Origin of the sequence: Vulcaniibacterium tengchongense (genome assembly GCF_003814555.1) — a bacterium.
Classification (GTDB): domain Bacteria; phylum Pseudomonadota; class Gammaproteobacteria; order Xanthomonadales; family Xanthomonadaceae; genus Vulcaniibacterium; species Vulcaniibacterium tengchongense.
The window spans coordinates 829,711-855,505 of sequence record NZ_RKQN01000002.1 but is presented as its reverse complement, the minus strand read 5'-3'; the positions used below and the strand labels follow the sequence as shown (position 1 = coordinate 855,505).

At 73.5% G+C, this 25,795-nt stretch carries 20 protein-coding genes; 8 read left to right on the top strand and 12 right to left on the bottom strand.

Annotated elements, in window-relative coordinates; all coding sequences use genetic code 11:
* The first annotated feature begins 10 nt into the window (after positions 1–10).
* Genes EDC50_RS10165 through EDC50_RS10150 form a run of 4 tightly spaced genes read left to right on the top strand, consistent with a single transcriptional unit; the run spans position 11 to position 6,990 of the window.
* Positions 11–1,795 carry an autotransporter assembly complex protein TamA gene (locus EDC50_RS10165; RefSeq protein ID WP_123770344.1) on the top strand — a complete coding sequence of 595 codons (1,785 nt, stop codon included), beginning with the start codon at positions 11–13 and terminating at the stop codon, positions 1,793–1,795.
* Positions 1,796–1,799: 4 nt separating this feature from the next.
* The gene (locus tag EDC50_RS10160; RefSeq protein ID WP_123770343.1) at positions 1,800–5,645 is read left to right on the top strand and encodes a translocation/assembly module TamB domain-containing protein; all 3,846 of its coding nucleotides are present in this window, start codon (positions 1,800–1,802) and stop codon (positions 5,643–5,645) included.
* Positions 5,642–6,448 carry an SIMPL domain-containing protein gene (locus EDC50_RS10155; RefSeq protein ID WP_123770342.1) on the top strand — a complete coding sequence of 269 codons (807 nt, stop codon included), beginning with the start codon at positions 5,642–5,644 and terminating at the stop codon, positions 6,446–6,448. Before EDC50_RS10160 ends, EDC50_RS10155 begins: the two co-directional genes overlap by 4 nt.
* A gap of 8 nt (positions 6,449–6,456) precedes the next feature.
* Positions 6,457–6,990, top strand: coding sequence for a GNAT family N-acetyltransferase (locus EDC50_RS10150; protein ID WP_123770341.1), 534 nt, complete (start codon positions 6,457–6,459; stop codon positions 6,988–6,990).
* Positions 6,991–7,194: 204 nt separating this feature from the next.
* On the opposite strand, the gene EDC50_RS10145 is transcribed toward EDC50_RS10150, so the two are convergent.
* From EDC50_RS10145 to EDC50_RS10130, 4 genes are all read right to left on the bottom strand, one after another.
* A complete protein-coding gene (locus tag EDC50_RS10145) occupies positions 7,195–7,335 on the bottom strand; it encodes a PAAR domain-containing protein (RefSeq protein ID WP_123770340.1) in 141 nt (46 codons plus the stop codon).
* Position 7,336: 1 nt separating this feature from the next.
* On the bottom strand, positions 7,337–8,314 hold the full coding sequence (locus EDC50_RS10140; RefSeq protein ID WP_123770339.1) for a DUF6708 domain-containing protein: 978 nt from the start codon (positions 8,312–8,314) through the stop codon (positions 7,337–7,339).
* 2 nt (positions 8,315–8,316) lie between these two features.
* A complete protein-coding gene (locus tag EDC50_RS10135) occupies positions 8,317–8,763 on the bottom strand; it encodes a hypothetical protein (RefSeq protein WP_123770338.1) in 447 nt (148 codons plus the stop codon).
* Between the two features lie 560 nt (positions 8,764–9,323).
* The gene (locus tag EDC50_RS10130; RefSeq protein ID WP_123770337.1) at positions 9,324–10,895 is read right to left on the bottom strand and encodes a BCCT family transporter; all 1,572 of its coding nucleotides are present in this window, start codon (positions 10,893–10,895) and stop codon (positions 9,324–9,326) included.
* A gap of 163 nt (positions 10,896–11,058) precedes the next feature.
* Here EDC50_RS10130 and EDC50_RS10125 point away from each other — a divergent pair, with 163 nt between their 5' ends.
* From EDC50_RS10125 to EDC50_RS10110, 4 genes are all read left to right on the top strand, one after another.
* Positions 11,059–11,361 carry an I78 family peptidase inhibitor gene (locus tag EDC50_RS10125; protein WP_123770336.1) on the top strand — a complete coding sequence of 101 codons (303 nt, stop codon included), beginning with the start codon at positions 11,059–11,061 and terminating at the stop codon, positions 11,359–11,361.
* A gap of 8 nt (positions 11,362–11,369) precedes the next feature.
* On the top strand, positions 11,370–11,912 hold the full coding sequence (locus EDC50_RS10120) for a GNAT family N-acetyltransferase (protein ID WP_123770335.1): 543 nt from the start codon (positions 11,370–11,372) through the stop codon (positions 11,910–11,912).
* A 131-nt stretch (positions 11,913–12,043) separates the two neighbouring features.
* Complete coding sequence (locus tag EDC50_RS10115) at positions 12,044–12,472, top strand: guanyl-specific ribonuclease (RefSeq protein ID WP_123770334.1); 429 nt, start codon at positions 12,044–12,046, stop codon at positions 12,470–12,472.
* Positions 12,469–12,906: a barstar family protein gene (locus tag EDC50_RS10110; RefSeq protein WP_123770333.1), complete on the top strand. Its 438-nt coding sequence runs from the start codon at positions 12,469–12,471 to the stop codon at positions 12,904–12,906. The genes EDC50_RS10115 and EDC50_RS10110 overlap by 4 nt, the downstream gene beginning before the upstream one ends.
* A gap of 163 nt (positions 12,907–13,069) precedes the next feature.
* Here the strand turns inward: EDC50_RS10110 and EDC50_RS10105 are convergent, their stop codons facing one another.
* The 8 genes from EDC50_RS10105 to EDC50_RS10065 all read right to left on the bottom strand — a co-directional run bounded on the left by EDC50_RS10105 (position 13,070) and on the right by EDC50_RS10065 (position 25,767).
* Positions 13,070–14,131 carry a DNA topoisomerase IB gene (locus EDC50_RS10105; protein WP_123770332.1) on the bottom strand — a complete coding sequence of 354 codons (1,062 nt, stop codon included), beginning with the start codon at positions 14,129–14,131 and terminating at the stop codon, positions 13,070–13,072.
* Positions 14,132–14,253: 122 nt separating this feature from the next.
* Positions 14,254–15,513 (bottom strand): TCR/Tet family MFS transporter, encoded by a 1,260-nt coding sequence (locus EDC50_RS10100; protein WP_123770331.1) that lies wholly within the window; start codon positions 15,511–15,513, stop codon positions 14,254–14,256.
* Positions 15,514–15,751: 238 nt separating this feature from the next.
* Complete coding sequence (locus EDC50_RS10095) at positions 15,752–17,239, bottom strand: FAD-dependent oxidoreductase (protein WP_123770440.1); 1,488 nt, start codon at positions 17,237–17,239, stop codon at positions 15,752–15,754.
* Between the two features lie 5 nt (positions 17,240–17,244).
* On the bottom strand, positions 17,245–21,720 hold the full coding sequence (gene gltB / locus EDC50_RS10090; RefSeq protein WP_123770330.1) for a glutamate synthase large subunit: 4,476 nt from the start codon (positions 21,718–21,720) through the stop codon (positions 17,245–17,247).
* A 428-nt stretch (positions 21,721–22,148) separates the two neighbouring features.
* On the bottom strand, positions 22,149–22,739 hold the full coding sequence (folE, locus tag EDC50_RS10085; RefSeq protein ID WP_123770329.1) for a GTP cyclohydrolase I FolE: 591 nt from the start codon (positions 22,737–22,739) through the stop codon (positions 22,149–22,151).
* A gap of 142 nt (positions 22,740–22,881) precedes the next feature.
* A complete protein-coding gene (locus EDC50_RS16395) occupies positions 22,882–23,343 on the bottom strand; it encodes a hypothetical protein (protein WP_158635746.1) in 462 nt (153 codons plus the stop codon).
* A gap of 214 nt (positions 23,344–23,557) precedes the next feature.
* Positions 23,558–25,021 carry an efflux transporter outer membrane subunit gene (locus EDC50_RS10070; protein WP_123770327.1) on the bottom strand — a complete coding sequence of 488 codons (1,464 nt, stop codon included), beginning with the start codon at positions 25,019–25,021 and terminating at the stop codon, positions 23,558–23,560.
* Complete coding sequence (locus EDC50_RS10065) at positions 25,015–25,767, bottom strand: SDR family oxidoreductase (protein ID WP_123770326.1); 753 nt, start codon at positions 25,765–25,767, stop codon at positions 25,015–25,017. The genes EDC50_RS10070 and EDC50_RS10065 overlap by 7 nt, the downstream gene beginning before the upstream one ends.
* Positions 25,768–25,795: the final 28 nt, after the last annotated feature.

Sequence of the window (25,795 nt, the reverse complement as noted above, 5' to 3'; positions counted from 1 at the left end):
TTCTGCGTCGATGCGCCCCTTGCCCGCCCTGCTCGCCGCCGCGCTGCTGCTGCTCGCCTGCGGCGCGGCGCGGGCGGCGAAGGTCGCGACCGTCGACATCCGCGGCCTGGACGAGGCGCAGACCGAGAACGTGCGCGTCTCGCTGGGCCTGGTCGAGGCGATCGGCAAGCAGCTGTCCGGCCGCCGCCTGGCCTACCTGGTGCGCGAGGCCGAGGAGGAGACGCGCGAGGCGCTGGAGCCGTTCGGCTACTACTCGCCGCGGATCAGCGTCGAACGCGGCGGCACGCCGGACGCGGTGGCGGTGACGATCACGGTCGAGCGCGGCGAGCCGGTGCGGGTGCGCCGCGCCGACGTGGCGATCATCGGCGAGGGCGGCGAGGACCACTACCTGCAGCGCGACCTCGCCGCGTTCCGGCCGCAGGCCGGCGACGTGTTCGACCACGCCCTGTACGAGGCCAGCAAGACCAAGATCACCCGGCGCCTGGCCGAGCGCGGCTACTTCGACGCCGATTTCAGCTCGCGCCGGGTCGAGGTCACCCGCGCCGAGCACGCCGCCGACATCGACCTGGTCTGGAACAGCGGCGGCCGCTACGACATGGGCCCGATCGCGTTCGTGCAGTCGCCCAAGCGCATCGTCCGCGACAGCCTGCTCGAGCGGCTGGTGTACTGGGACCAGGGCAGCTACTACCACCAGGGCAAGCTCGACCGCCTGCGCGAATCGCTGGCGCGGCTGGACTACTTCTCCACCATCGACATCGAGCCGCACCCGGAGCGGGCGGCCGACAACCAGGTGCCGGTGACGGTGACGCTGACCCCGGCCAAGCGCAACATCTACACCGCCGGCATCAGCTACGGCACCGACAGCGGCGCCGGCATCCGCCTCGGCGCCGAGCGCCGCTACGTCAACGACCGCGGGCACAAGGCCCTGGCCCAGCTCGACTGGGCCACCCGGCGCAAGACCGCGACCGTGCAGTACCGGGTGCCGGCGTTCGCCTGGCTCGACGGCTGGTACACCGCGAGCCTGCAGTTCGCCGACGAGCAGACCGACTACATCGACACCCGCCGGGTCGAGTTCGTCGCCAGCCGCAGCGGCCAGGTCAACCGCCGCCTCAACGCGGTGGCCTCGCTGCATGCGTTGCGCGAGCGCTGGAGCTACGCCGCCGACGACGACGGCGACGACGCCACGCCGGTCAGCTACCGCTATGCGACCTTCCTGTATCCGTCGGTGCGCGCCGAGTACATCGACGCCGACGACCGCATCTTCCCGCGCCGCGGCATCGGCGTGACGGTGGAGCTCAAGGGCGGGCTCGAGGGCGTCGGCTCGGACGCCAACTTCCTCCAGGCCTACGCGCGCGCGAACTGGTACCGCGGCCTGGGCGAACGCAACCGCCTGATCGTGCGCGGCGAGCTCGGCCGCACCTTCACCGGCGCGCTGATCGACATGCCGCCGACCCTGCGCTTCTTCGCCGGCGGCGACCGCAGCATCCGCGGCTACGGCTACCGCGAGGTCGGCCCGACCACGGTCGGCAGCGACGGCAAGACCTACGCGCTCGGCGCCAAGAACGTGGTCACCGGCAGCGCCGAGTTCGAGCACTACTTCAACGACAGCTGGGGCGCGGCCGCGTTCGTCGACGCCGGCGACGCGTTCGACGGCTCGCCCGACATCCACACCGGCGTCGGCATCGGCGCGCGCTGGCGCTCGCCGGTGGGGCCGGTGCGGGTGGACATCGCGCGCGGGCTGAACGACCCGGATTCGAACTTCGAGATCTACCTCAACATCGGCGCGGAATGGTGAGCGCATGAGCGACCCCGCCCCCAGCGACCCGCACGAGCAGCGCATCGCCGAGCTGCGCCGGCGGCGGCGCGCGCGCCTGCGCTGGCTGGCGGTGCGCGGCAGCCTGGCCGCCGCCGCGCTGACCCTGCTGCTGGCCGCGTTCGTGTACTGGCTGTTGACGACGGTCGGCGGGCGCGACCTGCTGCTGGCGCAGATCGTCGCGCGGCTGCCGGCCGACGCCTCGCTGGCCTGGCGCGCCGCGGAGGGGCCGGTGTCCGGGCCGCTCACCCTGCACGACGTGCGCTTCCGCTACCGCGACACCGCCTTCGCCGCCCGCCGCGTGCACCTGGATCCGGCGCTGATGCCGCTGCTCGGCCGGCGCCTGCGCCTGGACGCGCTGCAGGTCGAGGGCGCGACCCTGACCCTGCCGCGCAGCGAAGACGAGCCGTTCGAACTGCCGCGCTGGCCGGAGGTGCTGCCGGAGATCGCGCCGCCGCTGGAGCTGCAGGCCGACGACGTGCGCGTGGACGGTTTCGTGCTGGTCCGCGAGGGCGAGCGGCTGCTGGAAGTGCGCCGCCTGCGCGCCGGGCTGGATGCGCAGAACGGCCGCCTGCGGATCGCCCGCCTGGACATGGACAGCGACCGCGGCCGCTTCGCCGCGCACGGCGTGTACGCGCCGCGCGAGGACTACCGCACCGACCTGACCGCGACCGCGGTGCTGCCGGCCGCGGCCGGGCGCACGCCGGCGCGGCTGGGGCTGGTCGCGCGCGGCGACCTGGCGCGCATGGACGTGGCCGTGGCCGGGCGCGCGCCCGAGCCGCTGCAGGCCACGCTGACCCTGCGCGGCAGGGACGACCCGCGCTGGCACCTGCGCGCGCGCGCCGACGCGCTCGACCCGACCCTGCTGACCGGCGCCGACGCCGACGGCGCGCCGCCGATCGCGCTGGACTTCCGAGCCGACGGTGTCGGCGGCGCGGCCGACCTGGGCGGCCGCTTCGCCCGCGGCGACCTGCGCGCAGAGGTGCGGCCGTCGAAGGTCCGGCTGGAGAACCAGGTGCTGGAGGTGCAGCCGCTGGCGCTGGCGCTGCTCGACGGCACCGCCACGCTGCGCGGCCGCGCCGACTTCACCGACCCGGCGAACGCCCGGTTCCGCTTCGCGGTCAACGCGCGCGGCCTGCAGTGGCGCGGCGCCGCGCCGGCGCCGGGCGGGCCGGCGCCGGCGCCGGTCGCGGCCGATGCCGACCTCGGCGTCGCGGGCACGCTGCAGGCCTGGGCGGCGATCGGGCGCGCCGAGTTGCGCCGCGAGCGCGACCGCGCCGAACTGCGCTTCGACGCGCGCGGCGACGACGCGCGCGCCACCCTGAAGTCGCTGCAGGCGCGCATGCCCAGCGGCCGCCTCGACGCCGAGGGCAGCCTAGCCTGGGCGCCGGCGCTGGGCTGGGACGCGCGCGCGACGCTGGCCGGCTTCGACCCGGGCTATTTCGCTCCCGACTGGAAGGGCGCGATCGACGGCCGCCTGAGCAGCACCGGCCGCACCCGCAGCGACGGCGGCCTGGAGATCGTCGCCGACGCCGCCGACCTCGGCGGGCGCCTGCGCGGCCGCCCGCTGCGCGGGCGTGCGCATTTCGCGATGCACGGCGCGGCGCGCCCGGCCGACCTCGACGCCTACGAAGGCGACGCGGCGCTGGGCCTGGGCGCCAGCCGCATCGAGGCCCGGGGCAAGCTCGCGCGCGAACTCGACGTCGACGCCCGCTTCGAGCCGCTGGTGCTCGCCGACCTGCTGCCGCAGGGTGCCGGCAGCCTGCGCGGGCGCGTGCAGTTGCGCGGCCCGCGCGACGCGCCGGACCTCGCCGCGGACCTGACCGGCACCGGGTTGAAGTACGCCGATTACCGCGTCGGCAGCCTGAGCCTGCGCGGCCGCCTGCCGTGGCGGCGCGGCGGCGGCGAACTGGCGTTGCGCGCCGGCGGGCTGGAGGTGGGCGTGCCGCTGGCGTCGCTGGAAGCGGACGCGCGCGGCGCGGTCGAGGCGCTGCAGCTGCAGGCGCGCGCGCAGGGCGGGATCGGCACGCTGAGCCTCGCCGGCAGCGCCCATCGGCGCGGCGCGAGCTGGCAGGGCACCCTGGCCGCGCTGCAGCTGCAGCCGGCCAAGGGCGCGGCCTGGCGCCTGCGCGAGCCGGCGCCGTACGCCTGGGACGGCCGCAACGGCCGCCTCGGCGAAAGCTGCCTGGCGGCGAGCGACGGCGGCGCGCTGTGCGCCAGCGCCGACTGGCCGCGGCGCGGCGTCGCGCTGCGCGGCCAGGGCCTGCCGCTGGCGCTGCTCGCCCCCTACCTGCCCGAGCGCGAGCACGGCCTGCCCTGGCTGCTGCGCGGCGAGATCGCGCTGACCGCGCAGCTGCGCCCGCTCGGCAACGGCTGGCGCGGCCAGCTCGACCTGGAATCGGCCGAGGGCGGCATGCGCAACAGCCAGCGCGCCCGCCGCGAGCTGCTCAGCTACCAGGGCCTGCGCCTGCACGCGAGCTTCGACCCGCGCCGGATCAACGCCGAATTCGGCACCGGCTTCAACGGCGGCGGCCGCATCGACGCGCGCCTGAGCGGCGGCTGGGACGCGTACGCGCCGATGGCCGGCGAACTGAGCTTCGCCACCGACGAGCTGACCTGGATCGAGCTGTTCTCGCCCGACATCGTCGAGCCCAAGGGCCGGCTCGAAGGCCGGCTGCGCCTGGCCGGCACCCCGGCGCGGCCGCAGCTCGGCGGCCAGGCGCGGCTGTCGCAGTTCGCCACCGAGCTGCCGTCGCTGGCGATCGCGCTGGAGGACGGCGACCTGCGCCTGGACGCGCGCGACGACGGCAGCGCGCGCATCGTCGGCAGCGTGCGCTCCGGCGAGGGCACGCTGGCGATCGACGGCGCGCTCGACTGGCGCAACCAGGACGCGCCGCTGCTGCTCGGCCTGCGCGGACGGAACGTGCTGGTGTCGGATACGCGCGACCTGCGCGCGGTCGCCAGCCCGGACCTGCAACTGCGCTACAAGGCCGGCGAACCGCTGCAGCTGACCGGCACGGTCGCGGTGCCGTCGGCGCGGATCGACCTGGAGCGTCTGGACCAGGGCGTGTCGGCCTCGGAGGACGTGGTGGTGCTGGACCCGGCCGACCCGGACGAGGGCGGCGCCACCGCGCTCGAGCTCGACCTCACCCTGCAGGTCGGCGACGACGTGCGGCTCAACGGCTTCGGCCTCGAGGGCAGCCTCGCCGGGCAGCTGCGCGTGCGCGCGCGCCCGGGCCGCGAGACCACCGGCAGCGGCAAGCTGGAGGTCGAGGGCCGCTACAAGGCCTACGGCCAGCAACTCGACATCACCCGCGGCGCGCTGGCCTGGTCCGGCGGCCCGGTGGACGATCCGATCCTCGACGTGCGCGCGCAGCGCGTGGTCGGCGACGTCACCGCCGGCGTCGACATCAGCGGCCGCGCCAGCGCGCCGAAGGCGGAGGTCTGGTCCGACCCGGCCAGCTCGCAGTCCGAGGCGCTGGCCTACCTGACCCTCGGCCGGCCGTTGTCGACCCTCAGCGGCGACGAGAGCCGCCAGCTCAACGCCGCCAGCGCGGCGCTGTCCGCCGGCGGCAGCCTGATCGCCTCGCAGCTCGGCGCCAGGCTCGGCCTGGAGGACGCCGGCGTGTCCGAGAGCCGCGCCCTCGGCGGCTCGGTGCTGGGCTTCGGCAAGCGCATCTCGCCGCGCCTGTACGTCGGCTACGGCGTGTCGCTGCTCGGCACCGGCCAGGTGCTGATGCTCAAGTACCTGCTGCGCAAGGGCTTCGACATCCAGATCGAATCCAGCACGGTGGAGAACCGGGCGTCGATCAACTGGCGCAAGGAGAAATGACGGCCGGCGGCCGCTGCGCGCCGGCGACCCCGTTCGGGCCGCGGGAGCGTTCCGGTCCATCGTCGCCGTCGCCGGAAAAACAGGAGGGGCATATGCGTTCAATCGGCTGGCTGTTGTGGCTCGTTCCCTTGTGCGGCCTGGCGGGCACCCCGCTGCCCGACGCGCCGCACGTCGTCGCCTCGGGCACCGGCGAGGTCAAGGCCACGCCGGACACGGCGCGGGTGTCGCTGGATTTCCGGCACCGCGCCGATGCGCCGCTGCCGGCCAAGCAACGGGTCGACGCCGGGGTGAATCGGCTGCTGGAAGCGCTGCCGACGTTCGCGATCGCCGAAAAGGACGTGCGCGCCTCGAACCTGCTCGCGAACGAGGAATTCGATTTCGTCGACGGCAGGCGCGTCCCCAACGGCTATGCCGCCTCGCGCAACGTCGACGTGCTGTTGCGCGACGTCGGTCGCCTGAACGCCTTGCTCGATACGGCGCTGGCCGCCGGCGCGACCGTGGGCGGCGTCTCCTACGAATCCAGCCGCGCCGAGCAATTGCGCGCGGAAGCCAAGCGCCGCGCGGTCGCGGACGCGCGCCAGGAGGCCGCCGAGTTGGCGCGTGTGTTCCAGGCCGGCCTCGGTCCCGTCTACAGCATCAACAGCCTGAACTCGCAGCTGGAGACGTATGTGGTCGCCGAGCCGTCGCCCTTGCACGCCGTCACGGTGTCCGGCAGCCGCGCGGCAGCCGCGCCCGGCCGCTACCTGCAGCCCACCGTGGAGTACCGGGAGTCGGTGCGCGCGGTATTCGAGTTGCAGCGCTGATCCGCCGCATGTCCCGCGACGTCCTCGCCACCGACCGCCTGCGCCTGCGCGAACTGGACGAACGGCGCGACTCGGCGTTCGTGCTGGAACTGCTGACCGATCCGTCGTTCCTGCGGCACATCGGCGACCGCGGCGTGCGCGACCTGGACAGCGCGCGCGACTACATCCGCAACGGCCCGCGCGCCAGCTACGCGCAGCACGGCTTCGGCCTGTGGATGGTGCAGGCGCGCGCGAGCGGCGAGGCGCTCGGGCTGTGCGGGTTGCTCCAGCGCGACAGCCTGCCCGCGCCCGACATCGGCTACGCCTTCCTGCCGCGGCACTGGTCGCGCGGGTACGCGCGCGAGGCCTGCGCCGCGGTGCGAGACCATGCGTTGGGCGCATTGAAGCTGCCGCGCCTGCTGGCGATCGTCGCGCCGGACAACGCCGCGTCGATCCGGGTGCTCGAACACCTCGGCCTGCGTTTCGAGCGCACCTTCGTCAACGAGGCGGGCGAAGCGCTGCACCTGTACGCGCTGGACGCGGCCGCGGCACCGCGGGGCTGAGCCGCGCGCCCTCGTCCCCGTGCCGCGGACCGGCACGGACGCGCCACGGCGGCGGCCGGCATCCGGCCCCGCCGCGGCAGCGGCGTCGCCCGCCGCCGTCCCAGGACGCCTGCCCGACCCGGGCCGAAGCGGGCACGCAGGCACCGCGGATCCCGCGCTGTCCGTCTCCGCGCCGATGCGCAAGGGATCGCCGGCCGCGACGGGCTACGCCGGCGCATCCGTTCCGCTGCACCTCGTCGTGCACCGGGCGACCGCCTGGCCGCGGATGCCGGTCTCCGGCGAACCGGTCAGCACCGTGCCGCCGTGCTCGGTCTTGTCGCCGACGACAATGAAAGGCTTCGCCATTTCAACCTCCCGCGGCGGATGCAGCCTCCGCCGGGTGCGAGGGACCGCGGCGCGATTCGGCGTCGATCTCCGGCGGCCATTTCACTTCCGGTGCGAAGCGCATCGCGATGTAGTGGCCGATGCCCGCCGGAATCATCAGCCAGAACCCCGCCAGGAAAATCGGAAGATTGATGACCCAGTCCCATACGGTCATGCGCGCACGCACCTCCCGCCCTTCCTCGGTGGGGTCCAGGAAGCGGATATGCTCGAACAAGCTACGTCGGAACGTGATCTCCTGCCGTCGCGGCGGATACGTCGGCAACCCTTCTGGTCCATGTTCCATGTACGTCCGGCAGTACGCCCACATGTTGTACAACTCGGCCGTAGTCGGGTGATTGCCCTTCAATTCGAACCGGTCCACCACCTCGTTCGTGCCCGGCTTGCAGCTCACCAGCCACAGCGAGAAGCGTTGGATGTACGCCTTGCCGTTGAAGCCCGCCTGCCGGTGCAATTCGGCCTGCAGGGTGTCCCAGTCGAACACCTTGATGGTGGTCGGCCATTTCTTGAACGGGTTCATGCCGTAGGCATGCTCGTAGACGTAGACCTTGCGTTGAGTGCGGTTGAGGCGGACGGGGCGATCACGAGGGACCGTAAAGTCTGTCTTGAAGGCCCAACCGCCAAGCCAAACCGAAGTGGTGATCGTTAATAGAAAACCGAGCAGAAGAACGACAAATTCATCGCCCGTAACATCTGGATCCGACAGGACGAGCCCCAAAAAGACCACACTCACACCAGCAGCAACGAGGGCTAAAAGCCCGGCAACAACACACAATCCCCGCATCAGCGTCGATGCCCGGGAAACTTCCAGGCAAACCGCATCCATCGCATTGACATCGCCATGCACCATCTTCGGCGCGCGATCCAGCGGCGCATCCCGCTCCGGAAGGTCCTCGTACCAGTGCGGATGCTCGGGCACCCGCTTCGACTCGCCTTTCGCCATGGTCAGTCTTCGTCTCTCAGTTCCACGCTCGCGCGCGCGCTGCGGTCGGCATAGTCCGGCCAGTAGTCCAGCCGCAGCCGCGCACGCTGGAACCTGCTCCGCTGCACTTCCACCGAATCCCGGATCACCCACGCACCGTCCTCGTAGGTCTCGGTACCCTTATCGAACCCGCGAAACCAGTCTTCTGATTCGTCCCGCGTGAGCCCACCGAAAATACCTCGGTTGGGCGCCGCCTGGACGTACATCGGCGGCGCCGGCATGCCGTGGCGCCCGGCCGTCGCCGCGATTTCGCCACGCTTCTCGTGCCGCGCGTACAGCCGCCACTCGTACGCGCTGCGCGCCCGGTCGAACCCGACGATGCGGATCTCCACGTCGATCCGTTCGTAACCGCTCATCCCCTCGGCGATGCCCAGCCAGGCGTCGCTGACGCCGATCTTCGCCCACAGCAAACGAGCGCGGCCAGCTAGCCAAGCCAGCGGCCGACAGGCCCTCATCGGTCGAAGTGCGTCGCGGCGACGGGAAGGATGCCGGGGGCGCGTTCGCAGGTTCCCGGGGGTCTCGAGCGGGCGGAGGCACCTTGCCGAGGGTGTCGAACTCCGCCAACTCGGCATCGTCGGACACTTGCTGGGTCGTGACCCACCCGGCGATGTCCTGGCCCAACAGAGGCGGCGGCTTTTGCACGCACGCAGCCGCATAGCATCCGGACTTCCACGGTTCCTTGGGTACCGCTCGTACCGCTTGCGTGCGTCTTCGGGCCTGGCGCGCAGGCGTCTCCATGCTCTGCTTGCCGTCCTCAGGGTACCTGCGAGGCCAACAGGTTCCCGGGCAGCCATATCGTTGCCACGAAAGATCAAGAGGGTGGGGCTGGCCGGACCGGGAGCTCGATCAACGCCTCTCGGCTCCTCCCGATCAAGCACGCATCCTGTACATGGTGGTTCCCTCGCGGAGTGGAGCGTCTGTTCGGCGACATCCGCTCCGGGCAGAGGGAACGACCTTTCGGAACCTCAAACTAGCGCGATGGGCCGCCCTCGCCTTCCGGCCGCGGCGCGCCGCGGTCGCGCTCCTGCGCCAGCCAGCGCAGCTCGGCGCGGTGCAGTTCGCGCGCGAGGCGGTCGTGTTCGGCCAGGTCCTGCGCCAGCACCCGGTATAGCGCCGGCATCACCGCCGCCAGCAGCAGCGCGAACGGCAACGCGGCCACGATCACCACCGCCTGCAACGCGTCCAGCCCGCCGGCGCCGAGCAGCGCGACCGCGATGCCGGCCTGCAGCACGCCCCAGACCAGCTTGCGGCGCAGCGGCGGATCCGCCGCGGTCGGGCTGGACATGCTGGCCAGGGTCAGCGTCGCCGAATCGGCCGAGGTCACGAAGAAGCTCAGCAGCAGCACGATCGCCAGCCACGCCAGCGCCGGCGCGAACGGCAGCGGCTCCAGCACCGCGAACAGCACGTACTCGTAGCCGCGCTCCAGCACCGGCAGCAGGTCGTGGTGGCCGATGATCTGCTGGAACAGCGCGCTGCCGCCGAAGCCGGAGAACCACAGGAAGCTGACCAGCGCCGGGCCGCACACCACGCCGAGCACGAACTCGCGCACCGTGCGCCCGTAGGAGATGCGCGCGAAGAACGCGCCGACGAACGGCGCCCAGGCGATCCACCAGGCCCAGTAGAAGATCGTCCACTCGCCGACCCAGGCGCTCTGCGAGAACGGCGACATGCGCAGGCTCATCGCCGGCAGCTCGTTGAGGTAGCCGCCCAGCGTGGTGGTCAGCGTCTCGAACACGAACGCGGTCGGCCCCAGCGCCACGACCAGCGCCAACAGCAGCAAGGCCACCCCGAGGTTGAAGTTCGACAGCCACTTGATGCCGCGGTCCAGCCCGGACAGCGTCGACAGCATGTACAGCACGAACGCCACCGCGATCACCGCCAGCTGCGTGGCCAGGCCGCTCGGCACGCCGGCGACATGGCCGAGCCCGGCGCCGATCTGCGCCGCGCCGAAGCCCAGCGTGGTGGCCACGCCGATCGCGGTGGCCACCACCGCCAGCACGTCCACCAGGTGGCCGAACGCGCCGTGCGCGTGGCGGCCGATCAGCGGCGAGAGCAGGTCGCTGATCAGGCCGCGCGAATGGCGGTTGTACTGGAACCACGCCATCGCCAGGCCGATCAGCCCGTACACCGCCCACGGGTGCAGGCCCCAGTGGAAGAACGTGTAGCGCATCGCCGCGCGCGCCGCGGAGAAGCTGTCCGGCGCCAGCCCTTCCGGTGGCGTGTGGTAGTGCGACAGCGGCTCGGCCGCGCCCCAGAACACCAGGCCGATGCCCATGCCCGCGGAGAACAGCATCGCGAACCACGAGCCGCGCGAGAACTGCGGCTCCGCATCGTCGCCGCCGATGCGCAGCGCGCCGGTGCGGCCGAAGGCCAGGGCGCCCAGGAACACCAGGGCCGCGAACACGATCACCAGGTACAGCCAGCCGGCTCCGGCCAGGGTCGAAGCCTGCAGACGCCCGCTCCAGTGGCCGAACGCATCCGGCGCCAGCACGCCCGCCAGCACTAGGGCGCCCAGCAGCGCCACCGATAGGCGAAAAACCATCCTTCTCCTCCATCAATGGAACGGCCCAGCATACCCCGCGCGTCCGCACCGGCCGCCGCGACGCGCGCGTGCAGGGCGGCGGCGCGGCCGTTTGCTAAGCTGCGCCGGGTGCACGCGCCGCACACGGCGGCCATCGCACCGCACCGACCCACGGAGACCGGCCATGCTCGCGATACGCTCGCTTTTCGCATCGACGCTTTCGCTCGTCCTGTTCGGCTGCGCGTCGGCGCCGCCGCCGACCGCCGACGCGCGCCCGCCGTCGGGCGTGTGCAACGCCGAAGGCGCGCGCTGGGCGATCGGCCAGGGGGTGAACGACGAGGTCGTCAACCGCATCCTGCGCGACACCGGCAGCCGCGACGCGCGCGTGCTGCGGCCCGGCCAGCCGGCGACCATGGATTACCGCGAGGACCGGATCAACGTCGACGTCAACGACCGCGGCGCGATCACCGGGCTGCGCTGCGGCTGAAGGCGGCGATGAGCGACCCCGCCGCGGCCGCGCCGATCGTGCTGCGCACGCAGCTGCGCCCGGGCGACATCGGCCGGGTGGTGCTGCTGCACGGCGAGCTGTACGCGCGCGAGCACGGTTACGACCACACGTTCGAGGCCTACGTCGCCGAACCGCTCGCGCGCTTCGCGCAGGCGGGCTCGCCGCGCGAGCGGCTCTGGCTGGTGGAGCGCGACGAGCGCGTCGTCGGCTGCATCGCCATCGTCGAGGCCGCGCCGGAAGTCGCCCAGCTGCGCTGGTTCCTGGTCGACCCGAACGCGCGCGGGATGGGCCTGGGCCGGCGCCTGATCGGGGAGGCGATCGCCTTCGCCCGCGAGCAGGGCTATCGCTCGATCATGCTGTGGACGGTGGAGGACCTGCAGGCGGCGGCGCACCTGTACCGCGCCGCCGGCTTCCGCCGCATCGCGCGCAAGCCCGGCCGCGCCTGGGGCGTGGACGTGGTGGAAGAGCAGTACGAACTGGCGCCGATCCCGCTCGCGGACGAAGCGCGGCCGGGCCCGGCGCCCGCGTGACCGCGGCGCGGCGTACCGCGCCTCCGCGCGGGTGAGACCGGAACGGAAGGCGACGCGCCCGGCCGCCGCGATGGGCCGCAGGCGCGCGCTGGCCTAGACTCTGCGTTCGCCCCTCCCGTTCCGGAACGAAGATGCGCCGCACCCTGCCCTGGCTGCTCGCCGCGATCGCGCTGCTCGGCCTGGGCCTGTGGTTGCAGCGGCCCGGCGGCGACGCGGGGTCCGAACCGGCGGCGCGGGCGCCGGCGCGATCCGACGCGGCGCCGCGGGAAAGCCTTCCCGGGTTCCTGCCGCCGGAAGCGGCGCCGGTGCTGGCGCGGATCGTCGCCGGCGGGCCGCATCCGTACCGCCAGGACGGCTCGGTCTTCCAGAACCGCGAGCGGCGCCTGCCGCCGCGGCCGCGCGGCTGGTATCGCGAGTACACCGTGCCGACGCCCGGCGAGCGCGACCGCGGCGCGCGCCGCATCGTCGCCGGGGGCGACCCGCCGAGCGAGTTCTGGTACACCGCCGACCACTACCGCAGCTTCCGCCGCTTCGACTTCCACGCCGCGGAGGCGCGATGAGCGCGGTCGACCTGCGCATGCTGCTGGCCGACGCGCGCCACAGCGGCGTGTACTTCGTCGACGCGCGCGACACCGAGGCGATGGCGCAGGCCGCCGGCGGGCTCGGCTACGCGGTGCTGCGGATCGACCTGGCCGGCTGCGCCGACAAGGCCGCGCTGTTGCGCCGCTTCGCCGCGGCCGGCGGATTCCCGGACTGGTTCGGGCACAACTGGGACGCGCTGGCCGACGCGCTCGCCGACCTGTCGTGGAAGCCGGCCGCGGGCTACCTGCTGCTGGTCGAGCACGCCGGCGACTGGCGCGCCGCGCACGGCGAGGATTTCGACACCCTGCTGGAGATCCTCGGCGAGGCCGCGGCCCGCTGGGCCGAGGCCGACACCGCGTTCTGGGCGCTGCTGCCGCTGCCGGCGGAGTTGTTGTCGGCGCTGGAGGGATGAGCGGAACGTCCGCGTTCGTCGTCGTTGCGTTTCCCTTCTCCCGCTCGCGGGAGGAGGTGCCGGAGGGCGGATGAGGGCGCGCGCCCGGATGCCCTTCCCCCCTGCCGCGCGGCGGGAGAGGGGCCGTAGGCGCGGCGAATCGCGGGCAGAGAAGGCGTTCGTCTCAATGGTGCGCGCGCCGCAGGAAGCGCAGCGCCGCCTGTTCCCATTGCCGCGCGCCGTGCGCCCGCGCCGCGAAGCGCGGCAGGCGGCCGTCGCGCCAGCCGGCGAACACCGCCGGGTCGACGTAGGCCTTGCGGCACACCGCGACCGTGTTGCCCAGCGCCCGCGCGACTTCGGCGAGCACCGCCTTCTCCGTCGCCGCCAGCGCGCGCTCGCCGGCGTCGGCCGGGCACGGGATCGCGGCCAGGCGCTGGAACGCCTCGAGCGTGCCGCTCCAGGTGCGGAAGTCCTTCGCGGTGAAGGCCTCGCCCATCGCCTCGCGCAGGTAGTCGTTGACCTGGCCCGAATCGACCGGCTGCACCGCGCCCTCGTCGTCGAGGTACTGGAACAGCGCCTGGCCGGGCAGCTGCTGGCAGCGCCGGATCAGCTTCACCAGGCGCGCGTCGTCGAGCACCACCTCGTGCTCCAGCCCGCTCTTGCCGCGGAAATGGAAACGCGCGCGCCCGCCGCGGACGAAGTCGACATGGCGGTTGCGCAGCGTGGTCAGGCCGTAGGAGCGGTTCTGCCGCAGGTATTCGTCGTTGCCGACCCGCAGCCGCGTTTCGGCGAGCACCGCGACCACCATCGCCAGCACCTTCTCGCGCGGGAAGCCGGGCCTGGCGAGGTCGCGGCGCAGGCGCCGGCGCAGCCGCGGCAGCGCCTGGCCGAACGCGACGATGCGTTCGAACTTGCCGTTGCCGCGCGCCTCCTGCCAGTCCGGGTGGTAGCGGTACTGCTTGCGCCCGCGCGCGTCGCGGCCGGTGGCCTGCAGATGGCCGCGCGCGTCGGCGCAGATCCACACGTCGGTGTAGGCCGGCGGGATCGCCAGCGCGCGGATGCGCGCCAGGGTGGCCGCGTCGCGCACCGGCCGGCCCTGCGCGTCGACATAGCGGAACCCCGTGCCGGAGCGGCGGCGGCGGATGCCGGGGTCGCGGTCGCTGACGTAGACCAGCCCCGCCGCCACGGCCGCCTGCGCCGCCTCGTCGGCGGGCGGGTCCGGCGCGAGCTCGTGGCGTTTCGGCATCGATGTCGAGCATCGGCGCCGCGCCGTCAAGGACGCGAGAACGGCGGAGGAACCGTGGAGAGCGACGAACGGGCCCGCCGGCCGCCGCCCGTTCCCCGCGCCTGTGCGCTCGCTCCCTGGCGCTACGGCCCCGCGGCCTCGCCCGCCGGTTGCGACCGCGGCGCGTAGCGCCAGGCGATCAGCGCCGCCAGCGCCAGCAGCAGGCCGGCGATGTACCACGGCGCGCCGGGCAGGTGCAGCGGCGCGCGCTCGCCGATGAAGTAGCCGAAGCTGCCGGCGAACAGGCCCGGGCCGACGATGCCGGCGACCGAGACCAGGCTCATCAGCGCGCCCTGGATGCGCCCCTGCGCCTCGGGCCCGACCTGGCGGGTGATCAGCGCCTGCGTCGCCGGCGCCGAGATCGCCCACAGCGCGCCGACCGGCAGGCCGAGCAGGAACATCCAGCCCACGTCGGCCGCGCCGTAGATCGCGAAGCCGAGCGCGCCGCAGGCCAGCGAGAACAGCAACGCGCGGCGCTCGCCCAGCCCGCGCACGACGCGCCCGACCAGGACCACGTTGACGATCACGTTGAGCACGCCGACCACCGCCAGCACGTAGCCCACTTCCTTCTGGCCCCAGCGGTAGGCGTAGTCGGCGAACAGCACGAACACGCTCGGGTAGACGTAATGCGCCAGGTTGGCGATGAACACCACCACCGCCAGGCCGAAGATCTGCGGATAGCGGCGCAGCAGCTTCAGCGAACCGAACGGCACCGTCTGCGACCAGTCGAACCTCGCCGCGCGGCGTTCGGCCGGCAGCGACTCGGGCAGCACGAGCAACCCGTAGACGAAGTTCAGCAGCGCCAGCACGGCCGCGAACCAGAACGGCAGGCGCAGGTCGAGCTCGCCCAGCCAGCCGCCGATCAGCGGGCCGACGATGAAGCCCAGCCCGAACGCGGCGCCGAGCAGGCCGTAGTGCTTCGCCCGCTGCTCCGGCGGGGTGATGTCGGCGACGTAGGCGTTGGCGGTGGTGAAGCTGGCCGAGGTGATCGCGGAGATGATCCGGCCGACGAACAGCCAGGCCAGCGACGGCGCCAGTGCCATGAACACGAAGTCCAGGCCCAGGCCCAGGCAGGACAGCAGGATCACCGGCCGGCGGCCGTAGCGGTCCGACAGCGCGCCCTGGACCGGCGAGGTGACGAACTGGATCAGCGCGAACGCGGTGCCGAACGCGCCGATCCAGTACGCGGCGGTGTCGGTCTTGCCGCCGACGAACTGTTCGACCAGGTGCGGCAGCACCGGGATGATCACCCCGAAGGCCAGCACGTCGATCAGCACGGTGACGAAGATGAAGGCGAGCGCGGCGCGGCGGCGCGTGCCGGAGACGGGAGCGGGATCGGTCACGGGAGGAGCCGGGGTGCTTGCGGCGAGGCGCGCAGTCTAGCAGCGGCGCGGACGGTCCCTCCGGCCCGGCGCGGCGCCGCGGCCGACCTCCGGGCGCGGTCGCCGCGAACGAAGAACCACCGGTGCGCGCCTGCGCGCCGCCGCCGCGCGACGCCTGCCCGGCCGAATCGAAAGCGGCGGATGCGCGCCGCGAGCCGCGCCGCAACCCAGGAAAGCGCCGCGCGAGGCGCTGCGCGGCCTAGCCGAGCAGCAGCCGCGCGATCCCCGCCGCCGCCTCGCGCCCCTCGAACGCCGCGGTCACCACCAGGTCCGCGCCGCGCACGCCGTCGCCGCCGGCGAACACGCGCGGGTTCGTGGTCTGGTACGGCAGCGCGTCGCCGGGCCCGCGGCGGCGCGTGGCGCAGCCCTCGTTCGTGCGCAGCACGCGGATGCGGCCGTCGCCTTCCAGCTCGATGCCGTGCGCGGCGAGCCAGTGCGGCGGATCGGGCTGGAAGCCGAAGGCGATGATCACCACGTCCGCGGCCAGCACCGAGTCGCTGCCGGGGATGGGCTCGGCGCGCCGGCGGCCGCGCGCGTCCGGCTCGCCCAGGCGCGTCTGCGCCACGCGCACGCCGGTCACCGCGCCGTGCTCGCCGAGCAGTTCCAGCGGCTGGCGGTTGAACAGGAACTGCACGCCCTCCTCGCGCGCGTTCGCGACCTCGCGCCGGGAGCCGGGCATGTTGGCCTCGTCGCGGCGGTAGGCGCAGGCCACCTGCGCCGCGCCCAGGCGCACCGCGCTGCGCACGCAATCCATGCCGGTGTCGCCGCCGCCGAGCACGACCACGCGCTTGCCGCGCAGGTCGGGCAGGTCGACGTGGTCCTCCCAGCCGGCGATCGGCTTGCCGTGCGCTTCGTCGTCGCCGTGCACCAGGCGGCCGTTGTGGACCAGGAACGGCAGCGCCGGCAGCACGCCCTTCAGGTCCTGCCCGGGCAGGCCGCCGTCGGTGTAGCGGTAGCTGCCCAGGCCGAGGAACACCGCGTCGTACCGCGCCAGCAGAGCGTCCAGGCCGAGGTCGCGGCCGACCTCGACCCCGAGGCGGAAGCGCACGCCCATGCCCTCCAGCACCTCGCGCCGCGTCGCCAGCACCGACTTGTCGAGCTTGAAGCTGGGAATGCCGAAGTGCAGCAGGCCGCCGATCTGCTCGTAGCGGTCGAACACCGTGGCCTCGATGCCGGCGCGGGCCAGGCGGTCGGCGCAGGACAGCCCGGCCGGGCCGGCGCCGATCACCGCCACGCGCTTGCCGGTCGGCGCGACCTTGGACAGGTCCGGGCGCCAGCCCTCGGCCAGCGCGCGGTCGGCGATGTACTTCTCGACCGCGCCGATGGTGACCGCGCCGAAGCCGTCGTTGAGCGTGCAGCTGCCCTCGCACAGCCGGTCCTGCGGGCACACGCGGCCGCAGACTTCCGGCAGCGGATTGGTCTCGTGGGCCAGCGCGGCGGCCTCGGACAGGCGGCCTTCGCGCGCCAGCTCCAGCCAGTTCGGGATGTAGTTGTGCAGCGGGCACTTCCAGCTGCAGTACGGATTGCCGCAGTCCAGGCAGCGGCCGGCCTGGTGCTGGGCCTCGGCCTCGCCGAAGTGGCCGTACAGCTCGCTCCAGTCGCCGCCGCGGCGCAACTCCAGCGGAATCCGCGCCGGCATCCGCCGCGGGGTGTCGCGGAAGGCGAAAACGGGCTTCTTGCCGCTCATCTTGCTCACGCCGCCCTCCGCAGGTTCTCGGCCAGCGATTCCAGGCTCGCCGCCTTCGGCTTGACCAGCCAGAACTTGCCGAGGAAGTCGCGCATCTCGTCGAGGATGCGCCGCGCCCACCGGCTGCCGGTCAGGGCGATGTGGGTCTCCAGCAGCTCGCGCAGGTGCGAGCGGTGGTGCTCGAAGCCGTCGCCGGCGATCCGCAGGATGTCGATCAGCTCGTGGTTGTAGCGGTCGACGAAGTCGCGCTCGACGTCGAGCACGTAGGCCATGCCGCCGGTGAAGCCGGCGCCGAAGTTCAGGCCGGTGCGGCCGAGCACCACCACCACGCCGCCGGTCATGTACTCGCAGCAGTGGTCGCCGGCGCCCTCGATCACCGCGGTGGCGCCGGAGTTGCGCACCGCGAAGCGCTCGCCGGCGCGGCCGGCGGCGTACAGCGCGCCGCCGGTGGCGCCGTACAGGCAGGTGTTGCCGAGGATCGGCGTCTCGTGCGCGAGCCAGCGCGCGCCGCGCGGCGGGCGGATCACGATGCGGCCGCCGGCCATGCCCTTGCCGACGTAGTCGTTGGCCTCGCCCTCCAGCTCGAAGTGCAGGCCGCCGGCCTGGAACGCGCCGAAGCTCTGCCCGGCGGTGCCGGCGAAGGACACCGTGATCGGCGCGTCCTCCATGCCGCGGTCGCCGTGCGCGCGCGCGATCGCGCCGGACAGGCGCGCGCCGATGCTGCGGTCGACGTTGCGGATCGGGTAGCGGAACTCGCCGCCGAGCTTGCCGGCGATCGCCTCGGCCAGGTCGGCGTCGAGGCGCAGCGCCAGGCTGCCGGCCGCGACCGCCGGCGCCGGCGCGCCGCAGTGCCCGCCGGCGCCGGCGGGCGCGCCGCCGGCCAGCAGCGGGCGCAGGTCGAGCCTGCGCTGGCGCGCGCCTTCGCCGTCGAGCTGGCGCAGCAGGTCGGTGCGGCCGACGATCTCGCCGAGCGAACGCGCGCCCAGCCGCGCGAGCCAGTGCCGCACCTCCTCGGCGAGCAGGCGGAAGAAGTTCTCGACGCGTTCGGGCAGGCCGAGGAAATGCTCGCGGCGCAGCGCGTCGTCCTGGGTGGCCACGCCGGTGGCGCAGTTGTTGAGGTGGCAGATGCGCAGGTACTTGCAGCCCAGCGCGATCATCGGCGCGGTGCCGAAGCCGAAGCTCTCCGCGCCCAGCAGCGCCGCCTTGACCACGTCGAGCCCGCTCTTCAGGCCGCCGTCGGCCTGCAGGATCACGCGCCCGCGCAGGTCGTTGGCCACCAGCGCCTGGCGCGCCTCCGACAGGCCCAGCTCCCACGGCGTGCCGGCGTAGCGGATCGACGACAGCGGGCTGGCGCCGGTGCCGCCGTCGTGGCCGGAAATGGTGATCAGGTCGGCGCCGGCCTTGGCCACGCCGGTGGCGATGGTGCCCACGCCGGCGTGGCTGACCAGCTTCACCGACACCAGCGCGGCCGGATTGACCTGCTTGAGGTCGAAGATCAGCTGCGCCAGGTCCTCGATCGAGTAGATGTCGTGGTGCGGCGGCGGCGAGATCAGGCCGATGCCCGGCATCGCGTAGCGCAGCCGCGCGATCAGCTCGTTGACCTTGTGCCCCGGCAGCTGGCCGCCCTCGCCCGGCTTGGCGCCCTGGGCGATCTTGATCTGCAGCACCTCGGCGTTGACCAGGTATTCGGGGGTGACGCCGAAGCGGCCGGAGGCGATCTGCTTGATCTTCGACACCCGGTCGGTGCCGTAGCGCGCCGGGTCCTCGCCGCCCTCGCCGGAATTGCTGCGCCCGCCCAAGCGGTTCATTGCGATCGCCAGCGCCTCGTGCGCCTCCGGCGACAGCGCGCCCAGGCTCATCGCCGCCGAGTCGAAGCGGCGGACGATCGCCGACACCGGCTCGACCTCGTCCGGCGGGACCGGCTGCGCCCGCGCCGTGTCGAGTTCGAGCAGGTCGCGCAGCGCCGCGAACGGGCGCTCGTTCACCGCCTCGGCATAGCGCTGCCAATCGGCCCACTCGCCGGTGCCGACCGCGCGCTGCAGGCGGGTGACCACGTCCGGGTTGAACAGGTGGTACTCGCCGCCCGGCGTGTACTTGAGCAGGCCGCCGATCGCCGGCAGCGCGTTCGCGTTCCAGGCGTGGGCGGCGAGCCGCTCGTCGTCGGCCTGCAGCTCGGCGAAGCCGGCGCCGCCGATCCGCGACGGCGTGCCGGCGAAGCACAGCGCCGTCACCTCCGGCGCCAGGCCGACGATCTCGAACAGGCGCGCGCCGCGGTAGCTGCCGATGGTGCTGATGCCCATCTTGGAGATGATCTTCAGCAGGCCCTTCTTGATCCCGCGCCGGTAGCTGCGGCCGATTTCCGCATGCTGGCCGTGCTTGGTCCTGAGCACGCCGCGCCGGCCCAGGTCGAGCAGGGTCTGGTAGGCCAGGTACGGATACACCGCGGTGGCCCCGAAGCCGATCAGGCAGGCGAAATGGTGCGGGTCGCGCGCGGTGCCGGTCTCGACGATCAGGTTGACCTCGCAGCGCAGCCCGGTGCGGACCAGGTGCTGGTGCACCGCGCCGGTGGCGAGCAGCGCGTGCACCATCAGCTTGTCGCGCTGCGGATAGCGGTCGCTGAGCACCAGCAGCACGCGGCCCTCGCGCGCGGCGGCCTCGGCCTGCGCGCAGAGGCGCCCGATCGCCGCCTGCAGCCCCTCCTCGCGCGCGTAGTTCAGCTCGATCAGCGCGTGCGCGGCGGCGTACGGCGGCATCGCCAGCAACTGGCGCAGCTTGCGCTGGCTCAGCACCGGCGAGTTCAGGTGCACGTGGGCGACGTTGCCGGGCCCGTCGACGAACACATTGCCCTCGCGGCCGAGCTGCGTGGCCAGCGACATCACGCAGTCCTCGCGCAGCGGGTCGATCGGCGGGTTGGTGACCTGGGCGAAGGCCTGGCGGAAGCAGTCGTACAGCGGCCGCACCTGCCGGCTCAGCACCGCCATCGGCACGTCGTCGCCCATCGAGCCGATGCCTTCCTGCTCGGTCTCGGCGAGCGGGCGCAGCACCTGCTCGCGCTCCTCGCGGGTCAGCTGGAACAGCTTCTGGAACGTGGCCAGGGTCTCCGCGTCGAACGGCTCGGCGGCCAGCGCCGGGTCGATCAGCTCGGTCTGCAGGTAGGTCATGCCCTGCTTGAGCCAGCGCTTGTACGGCGCGCGCGCGCGGTTGATGCGGTCGATCGCGTCGGAGTCCAGCACCTCGCCCAGGTACAGGTCGACCGCGATCATCTCGCCCGGGCCGAGCTTGCCCTTGCCCTCGATGTCCGCCGCGGGCAGCTCCCATACGCCGGCCTCGGAGGCGATCAGGAAGTGGCGGTCGCGGGTGCGCATCCAGCGCGCCGGGCGCAGGCCGTTGCGGTCCAGGGTGCAGGCGGCGTAGCGGCCGTCGAGCATGACGATCCCGGCCGGGCCGTCCCAGGGCTCGGTGTTGAGCGCGTAGTACTCGTAGAACGCGGCCAGGTCGGCGTCCTTGTACTCCAGCGACTGGGTCGCCGGCGGGATCAGGATCCGCATCGCCTTGAGCAGGTCCATGCCGCCGGCCTGCAGCAGCTCGAGCATGTTGTCCAGCGACTGCGAGTCCGAGCCGTCGAGCGAGATCACCGGGTCGAACTCGGTCGGGTCCAGGGTCGGCGTGCGCCACACGTGCGCGCGCGCCTGCGCCCAGGCGCGGTTGCCGGCGATGGTGTTGATCTCGCCGTTGTGGGCCAGCAGCCGGAACGGCTGCGCCAGCGGCCAGCGCGGCGTGGTGTTGGTGGAGAAGCGCTGGTGGAACACCACCGCGCTGCTGGCCAGGTCGGCGCGCTGCAGGTCCGGGTACAGCTGCGCCAGCCGTTCCGGCAGCACCATGCCCTTGTAGCCGATGCTGGCCATCGACAGGCTGACCACGTAGAAGTCGGGCAGCGCGCGCAGCCGCTGCTCGGCGCGGCGCCGGGCCAGGAACAGCGAGCGCTGGAAGCTGGCCGCGTCGAACGCGCCGGTCGGGACCACGAACACCTGCTCGATGCGCGGCATGGTGCGGCGGGCGAGTTCGCCGCAGGCCGCCGGGTCCACCGGCACGGCGCGCCAACCCGCCACGGCGACGCGTTCGCGCTGCAGCTGCGCGGCCAGTTCCTCGCGCGCCTGCGCCGCCTGCGCCGGATCGCGCGGCAGGAACACCAGGCCGGAGGCGTAGTGCGCGCCGAGCGCGATGCCGGCCTCGCCGGCGAGCGCGCGCAGGAACGCGTCCGGCTGGCGGACCAGCAGGCCGCAGCCGTCGCCCGACAGGCCGTCGGCGGCGACGCCGCCGCGATGGGTCATGCGCACCAGCGCCTCGATCGCGCGATCGACCAGCGCGCGGCTGGGCGCGTCGTCGAGCTGCGCGATCAGGCCGAAGCCGCAGGCGTCGCGCTCGTCGCGCGGATCGTACAAACCGGCGGGGCCTGCGGGGGCGGACGGCGGTGGCTGCATCGTGGCTCCGGGGCTGGGCGGTCGCGGGGCGATACCGGGCGAGCGGCGACGCGGCGGCGCGGTCCGCATGCGGTCCGGCCGGCCTCGTCCTCGTGGTCGGTCCGACTAGAACACACTTTGTGCGCTGCGGCAATTTCCGCAGCACGATCGCCCCGCCGCGTCAAGAGACGCCGCTCAAGTGCTTGAATGCACAGGAAAGTTGCGCGCGAAACCGAATGGATTCAGTAACCGCGGAAACCATCGCGCCGGGCGATGCGCGGGCCCGTCCGCGCCGTCGCGCGCATCGTCCGCGCGCGCCCGGGCGGCCGCCGGCGTCGCGGCCGCATCCACTGCCCATCGGCCGGCCGCGGCCGGCTTCCCTCCGCGCCGCGACGAGGCCGCGGGCCGGCGGCGCACCCGGCCGCCGATCATGCGGCGCGCGCCGGCCCTCAGCGCCCCTGCCCGACGTCGATGAAGCGCAGGAACTCGGCGCGGGTGCGGGCGTCGTCGCGGAAGCTGCCGAGCATCTTCGAGGTGATCATGCTGACGCCGCGCTTGTGCACGCCGCGGGTGGTCATGCACTCGTGCGCGGCCTCGACCACCACGCCGACGCCGCGCGGATGCAGCACGTCCTGGATCACCTGCGCGATCTGCGCGGTCATCTTCTCCTGCACCTGCAGGCGGCGCGCGTAGGTCTCGACCACGCGGGCGAGCTTGCTGATGCCCACCACCTTGCCGTCGGGCAGGTAGCCGACGTGGGCCTTGCCGATGATCGGCGCCATGTGGTGCTCGCAATGGCTTTCGAACGAGATGTCGCGCAGCACGATCATCTCGTCGTAGCCCTCGACTTCCTCGAAGGTGCGCTTGAGGTACTCGCCCGGATCCTCGGCGTAGCCGCTGAACCAGTCGGCATAGGCCTCGACCACGCGCTTGGGCGTGTCGAGCAGGCCTTCGCGTTGCGGGTCGTCGCCGGCCCAGCGCAACAGCGTGCGCACCGCGGCTTCGGCCTGCTCGCGGGTCGGCTTGTCGGTATCGGCCATCGCGGCGGCCTCCTCTTGGGGGACGGGCATCCTACCCCAGCGCCGCGGCGATGAAAAAAGGGCCGCAAGGTGCGGCCCCAGAGACGTTGCGTTGCGCCGTGCTGCGCTGCTTGCCGACGATCCGTATCGTGAACCCGCGCGCTCAGCGCCCGTCGCGGTCGGCGTCGCCCGGCATCGCGCGCTCGATGTGGTGCCAGGAATCGCGCACCGCCTCGCGCGCCTCGGGCCAGGCCAGGCGCGACTCGCCGCGGGCGCGGTCCCAGCCGTGCTCGAGGTCGCGCTCGACCTCGTCGAGGCGGCGGCCGCGGTAATGCGGATAGGTGTCGTAGCCGTAGCGGTAGGCCGGCTCGTAGTCTTCCCAACGGCTGCCGGAGACGTAGTACGGCGCGCGCTTGTACTCGCGCTCGAAGTGCGCGCGGTATTCGGTGGGGTTCACCCATTCGGCGATCGAATCGCCGGCCCTGGCGCCGACCACGCCGCCCACCACCGCGCCGGCGGCGGTGCCCAGCGGCCCGGCGGCCGAACCGATCGCCGCGCCGGCGACCGCACCCGCCACCGCGCCGGTGCCCGCACCGATGCTGTGGTCTTTCTTGATCTCGCTCATCGCTGTGCCTCGTGTCGTGGGCCGGCGCCGAGCGGCGTCGGCGAGCACAGACCTTAGGCGGCGGAGGTTGCAGCCGAGGTGAAGGCGCTCCGTTCAGTCGGCGACGGCTCAGCGAGGTCGAAGCCGCGTGCACGCGGACGCGCGGGGACGGACCGGCGGCGGCGCGAGCGAGGAAGGAGGAGGGGACTCGCGCGCGCCGCCGGCCCGCCGCGACTCAGCGCCGGGCCACGTCCTCGCGCAGCGGCACGCGCGTCGGCCAGCCGCCGGCCAGCGCCTTGTACAGCGCGACCGCATTGGCGACGCTGCGGGTGCGCGCCTCGGCCAGGGCGTCCTCCGCGGTCAGCCGCGTGCGCTCGGCGTCGAGCACCTCGAACAGGTCGGCGGCGCCGGCGTCGTAGCGCACCCGCGCCAGCTGCGCGGCGCGCGCGCTGTCGGCGGCGGCCTGCTGCAGGTGCTGGTCCTCGACCCGCGAGCGGGCGTAGCGCACCAGCGCGTTCTCGGTGTCCTCCAGCGCCAGCAACACGGCCTGCTGGTAGCGCGCCAGTTCGCCGCTGGCCTCCGCGTCGGCGGCGGCGATGCGCGCGCGCACCCGGCCGATGTCGAGGAACGACCAGTCGACGCCGAGCGCGACCAGGCGCGTTTCGCTGTCGCGCTCGAACAGCGCGTCGCTGTCGATCGCCTGGCTGCCGATCAGCCCGCCGAGGGTGAAGCGCGGGAACAGGTCGGCGGTGGCCACGCCGATGCGGGCGGTGGCCGCGTGCAGGCGGTGCTCGGCGGCGATCACGTCCGGGCGCCGCCGCAGCAGCTCGCCGGGCGTGCCGGGATCGAGCCGCGCCGGCAGCACCGGCAGCGGCTGCGGCGGGGTCAGCTCGGCGATCAGCGCCTCCGGCGTGCGCCCGGTCAGCACCGCCAAGCGATGCATCGTCACCGCGACCTGCGCCTCCAGCACCGGCACCCGCGCCAGCGTGGCCTGCAGCTGCGCGTTCGCGCGCGCGGTGTCGAACTCGGTGCCGCGGCCGGCGTCCAGGCGCGCCTGCACCAGGCGCAGGGTCTCGCGCTGGTTGTCGGCGTTCTCGCGCGCCACCCGCAGGCGCTCCTGCAGCCCGCGCAGTTCGGCGTAGCTGCGCGCGACCTCGCCGACGATCGCCACCTGCAGCGCGTCCAGGTCCGAAGCCGCCGCCCAGGCCTCGGCGCGCTGCGCCTCGACGTTGCGGCGCACGCGGCCGAACAGGTCGAGCTCCCAGCTCGCGTCGGCCTGCAGCTGGTAGTTCTCGACGTCGCGGTCCGCGCGCGGCACGCCGGGCATCTGGTCGGCGCTGGCGCGCGACTCGCCGGCGCTGCCGCTGGCGGTGACGGCCGGCCAGCGATCGAGCTTGGCGCCGCGCAGCAGCGCGTTGGCGCGGTCGTAGCGGGCCAGGGCGATGCGCAGGTCGTGGTTGGCGGCGAGCGCGTCCTCGACCAGCCGGGTCAGCAGCGGATCGCCGAAGCTGCGCCAGAACTCGGCCTCGGCTTCCGGCGTCGGGGCCGGCGCGGCCGCCGCGCCGTCCTGCGCCGCGGCGGGTTCGTCGCGGACGAACCGCTCCGCCGTGGCCACGCTCGGGCGCACGTAGTCCGGGCCGACCGCGCAGGCGGCGAGCAGCGCCGCGGCGACGCCCAGGGCAAGGGAACGGATCACCATGGCAGGGTTTCTCCCAAATGGACGAAGCCGCCGCTCGGGCCGTCGCCGCCGAGCAGGGCCATTTCGACGCTGGTCTTCGCGCCGGTGGCGACGTCGAGCTCGCCGGCGCCGGCGTTCATGTCGGTGCGGACGTAGCCCGGGTGCACCGCATTGACCTTGACCGGCGTGTCGCGCAACTCGTGGGCCAGGTGCACGGTCCAGGAATTCAGCGCGCTCTTGGACGCGCTGTAGGCGGGGACCGCCTTGAAGCCGTGGACCGGCGAGGCCGGGTCGCTGTGCGCGGCCAGCGAGCCGAGCAGGCTGGACACGTTGACGATGCGCGCGGCCGGCGCCCGGCGCAGCAGCGGCAGCAACGCCCGGGTGACGGCGACCACGCCGAACAGGTTGGTCTCGAAGGTCTCGCGCCAGGCCTGCAGCGGCTGCTGCGAGGGGGCCGCGGCGCGCGGGTCCTCGGCGATGATGCCGGCGTTGTTGACCAGGATGTCGAGGCGGCCGTGCCGGCGCGCGACCTCGTCGGCCGCCGCGGCGATGCTCTCGGCGCGGGTCACGTCGAGCGCGATCGCCTCGACCGGCAGGCCTTCGCCCTGCAGCCTGAGCGCGGCCTCGACCGCCTTGGCGCGGTCGCGCCCGGCCAGCAGCGTGTGCACGCCGGCCCGGGCCAGCTGGCGCACGGTTTCGAAGCCGATGCCGCGGGTCGCGCCGGTGACCAGGGCGACCCTGGAATCGGGAGTGGGAACGGTGGACATGGGGGATTCCGTGGATGGGGAGTGAGAA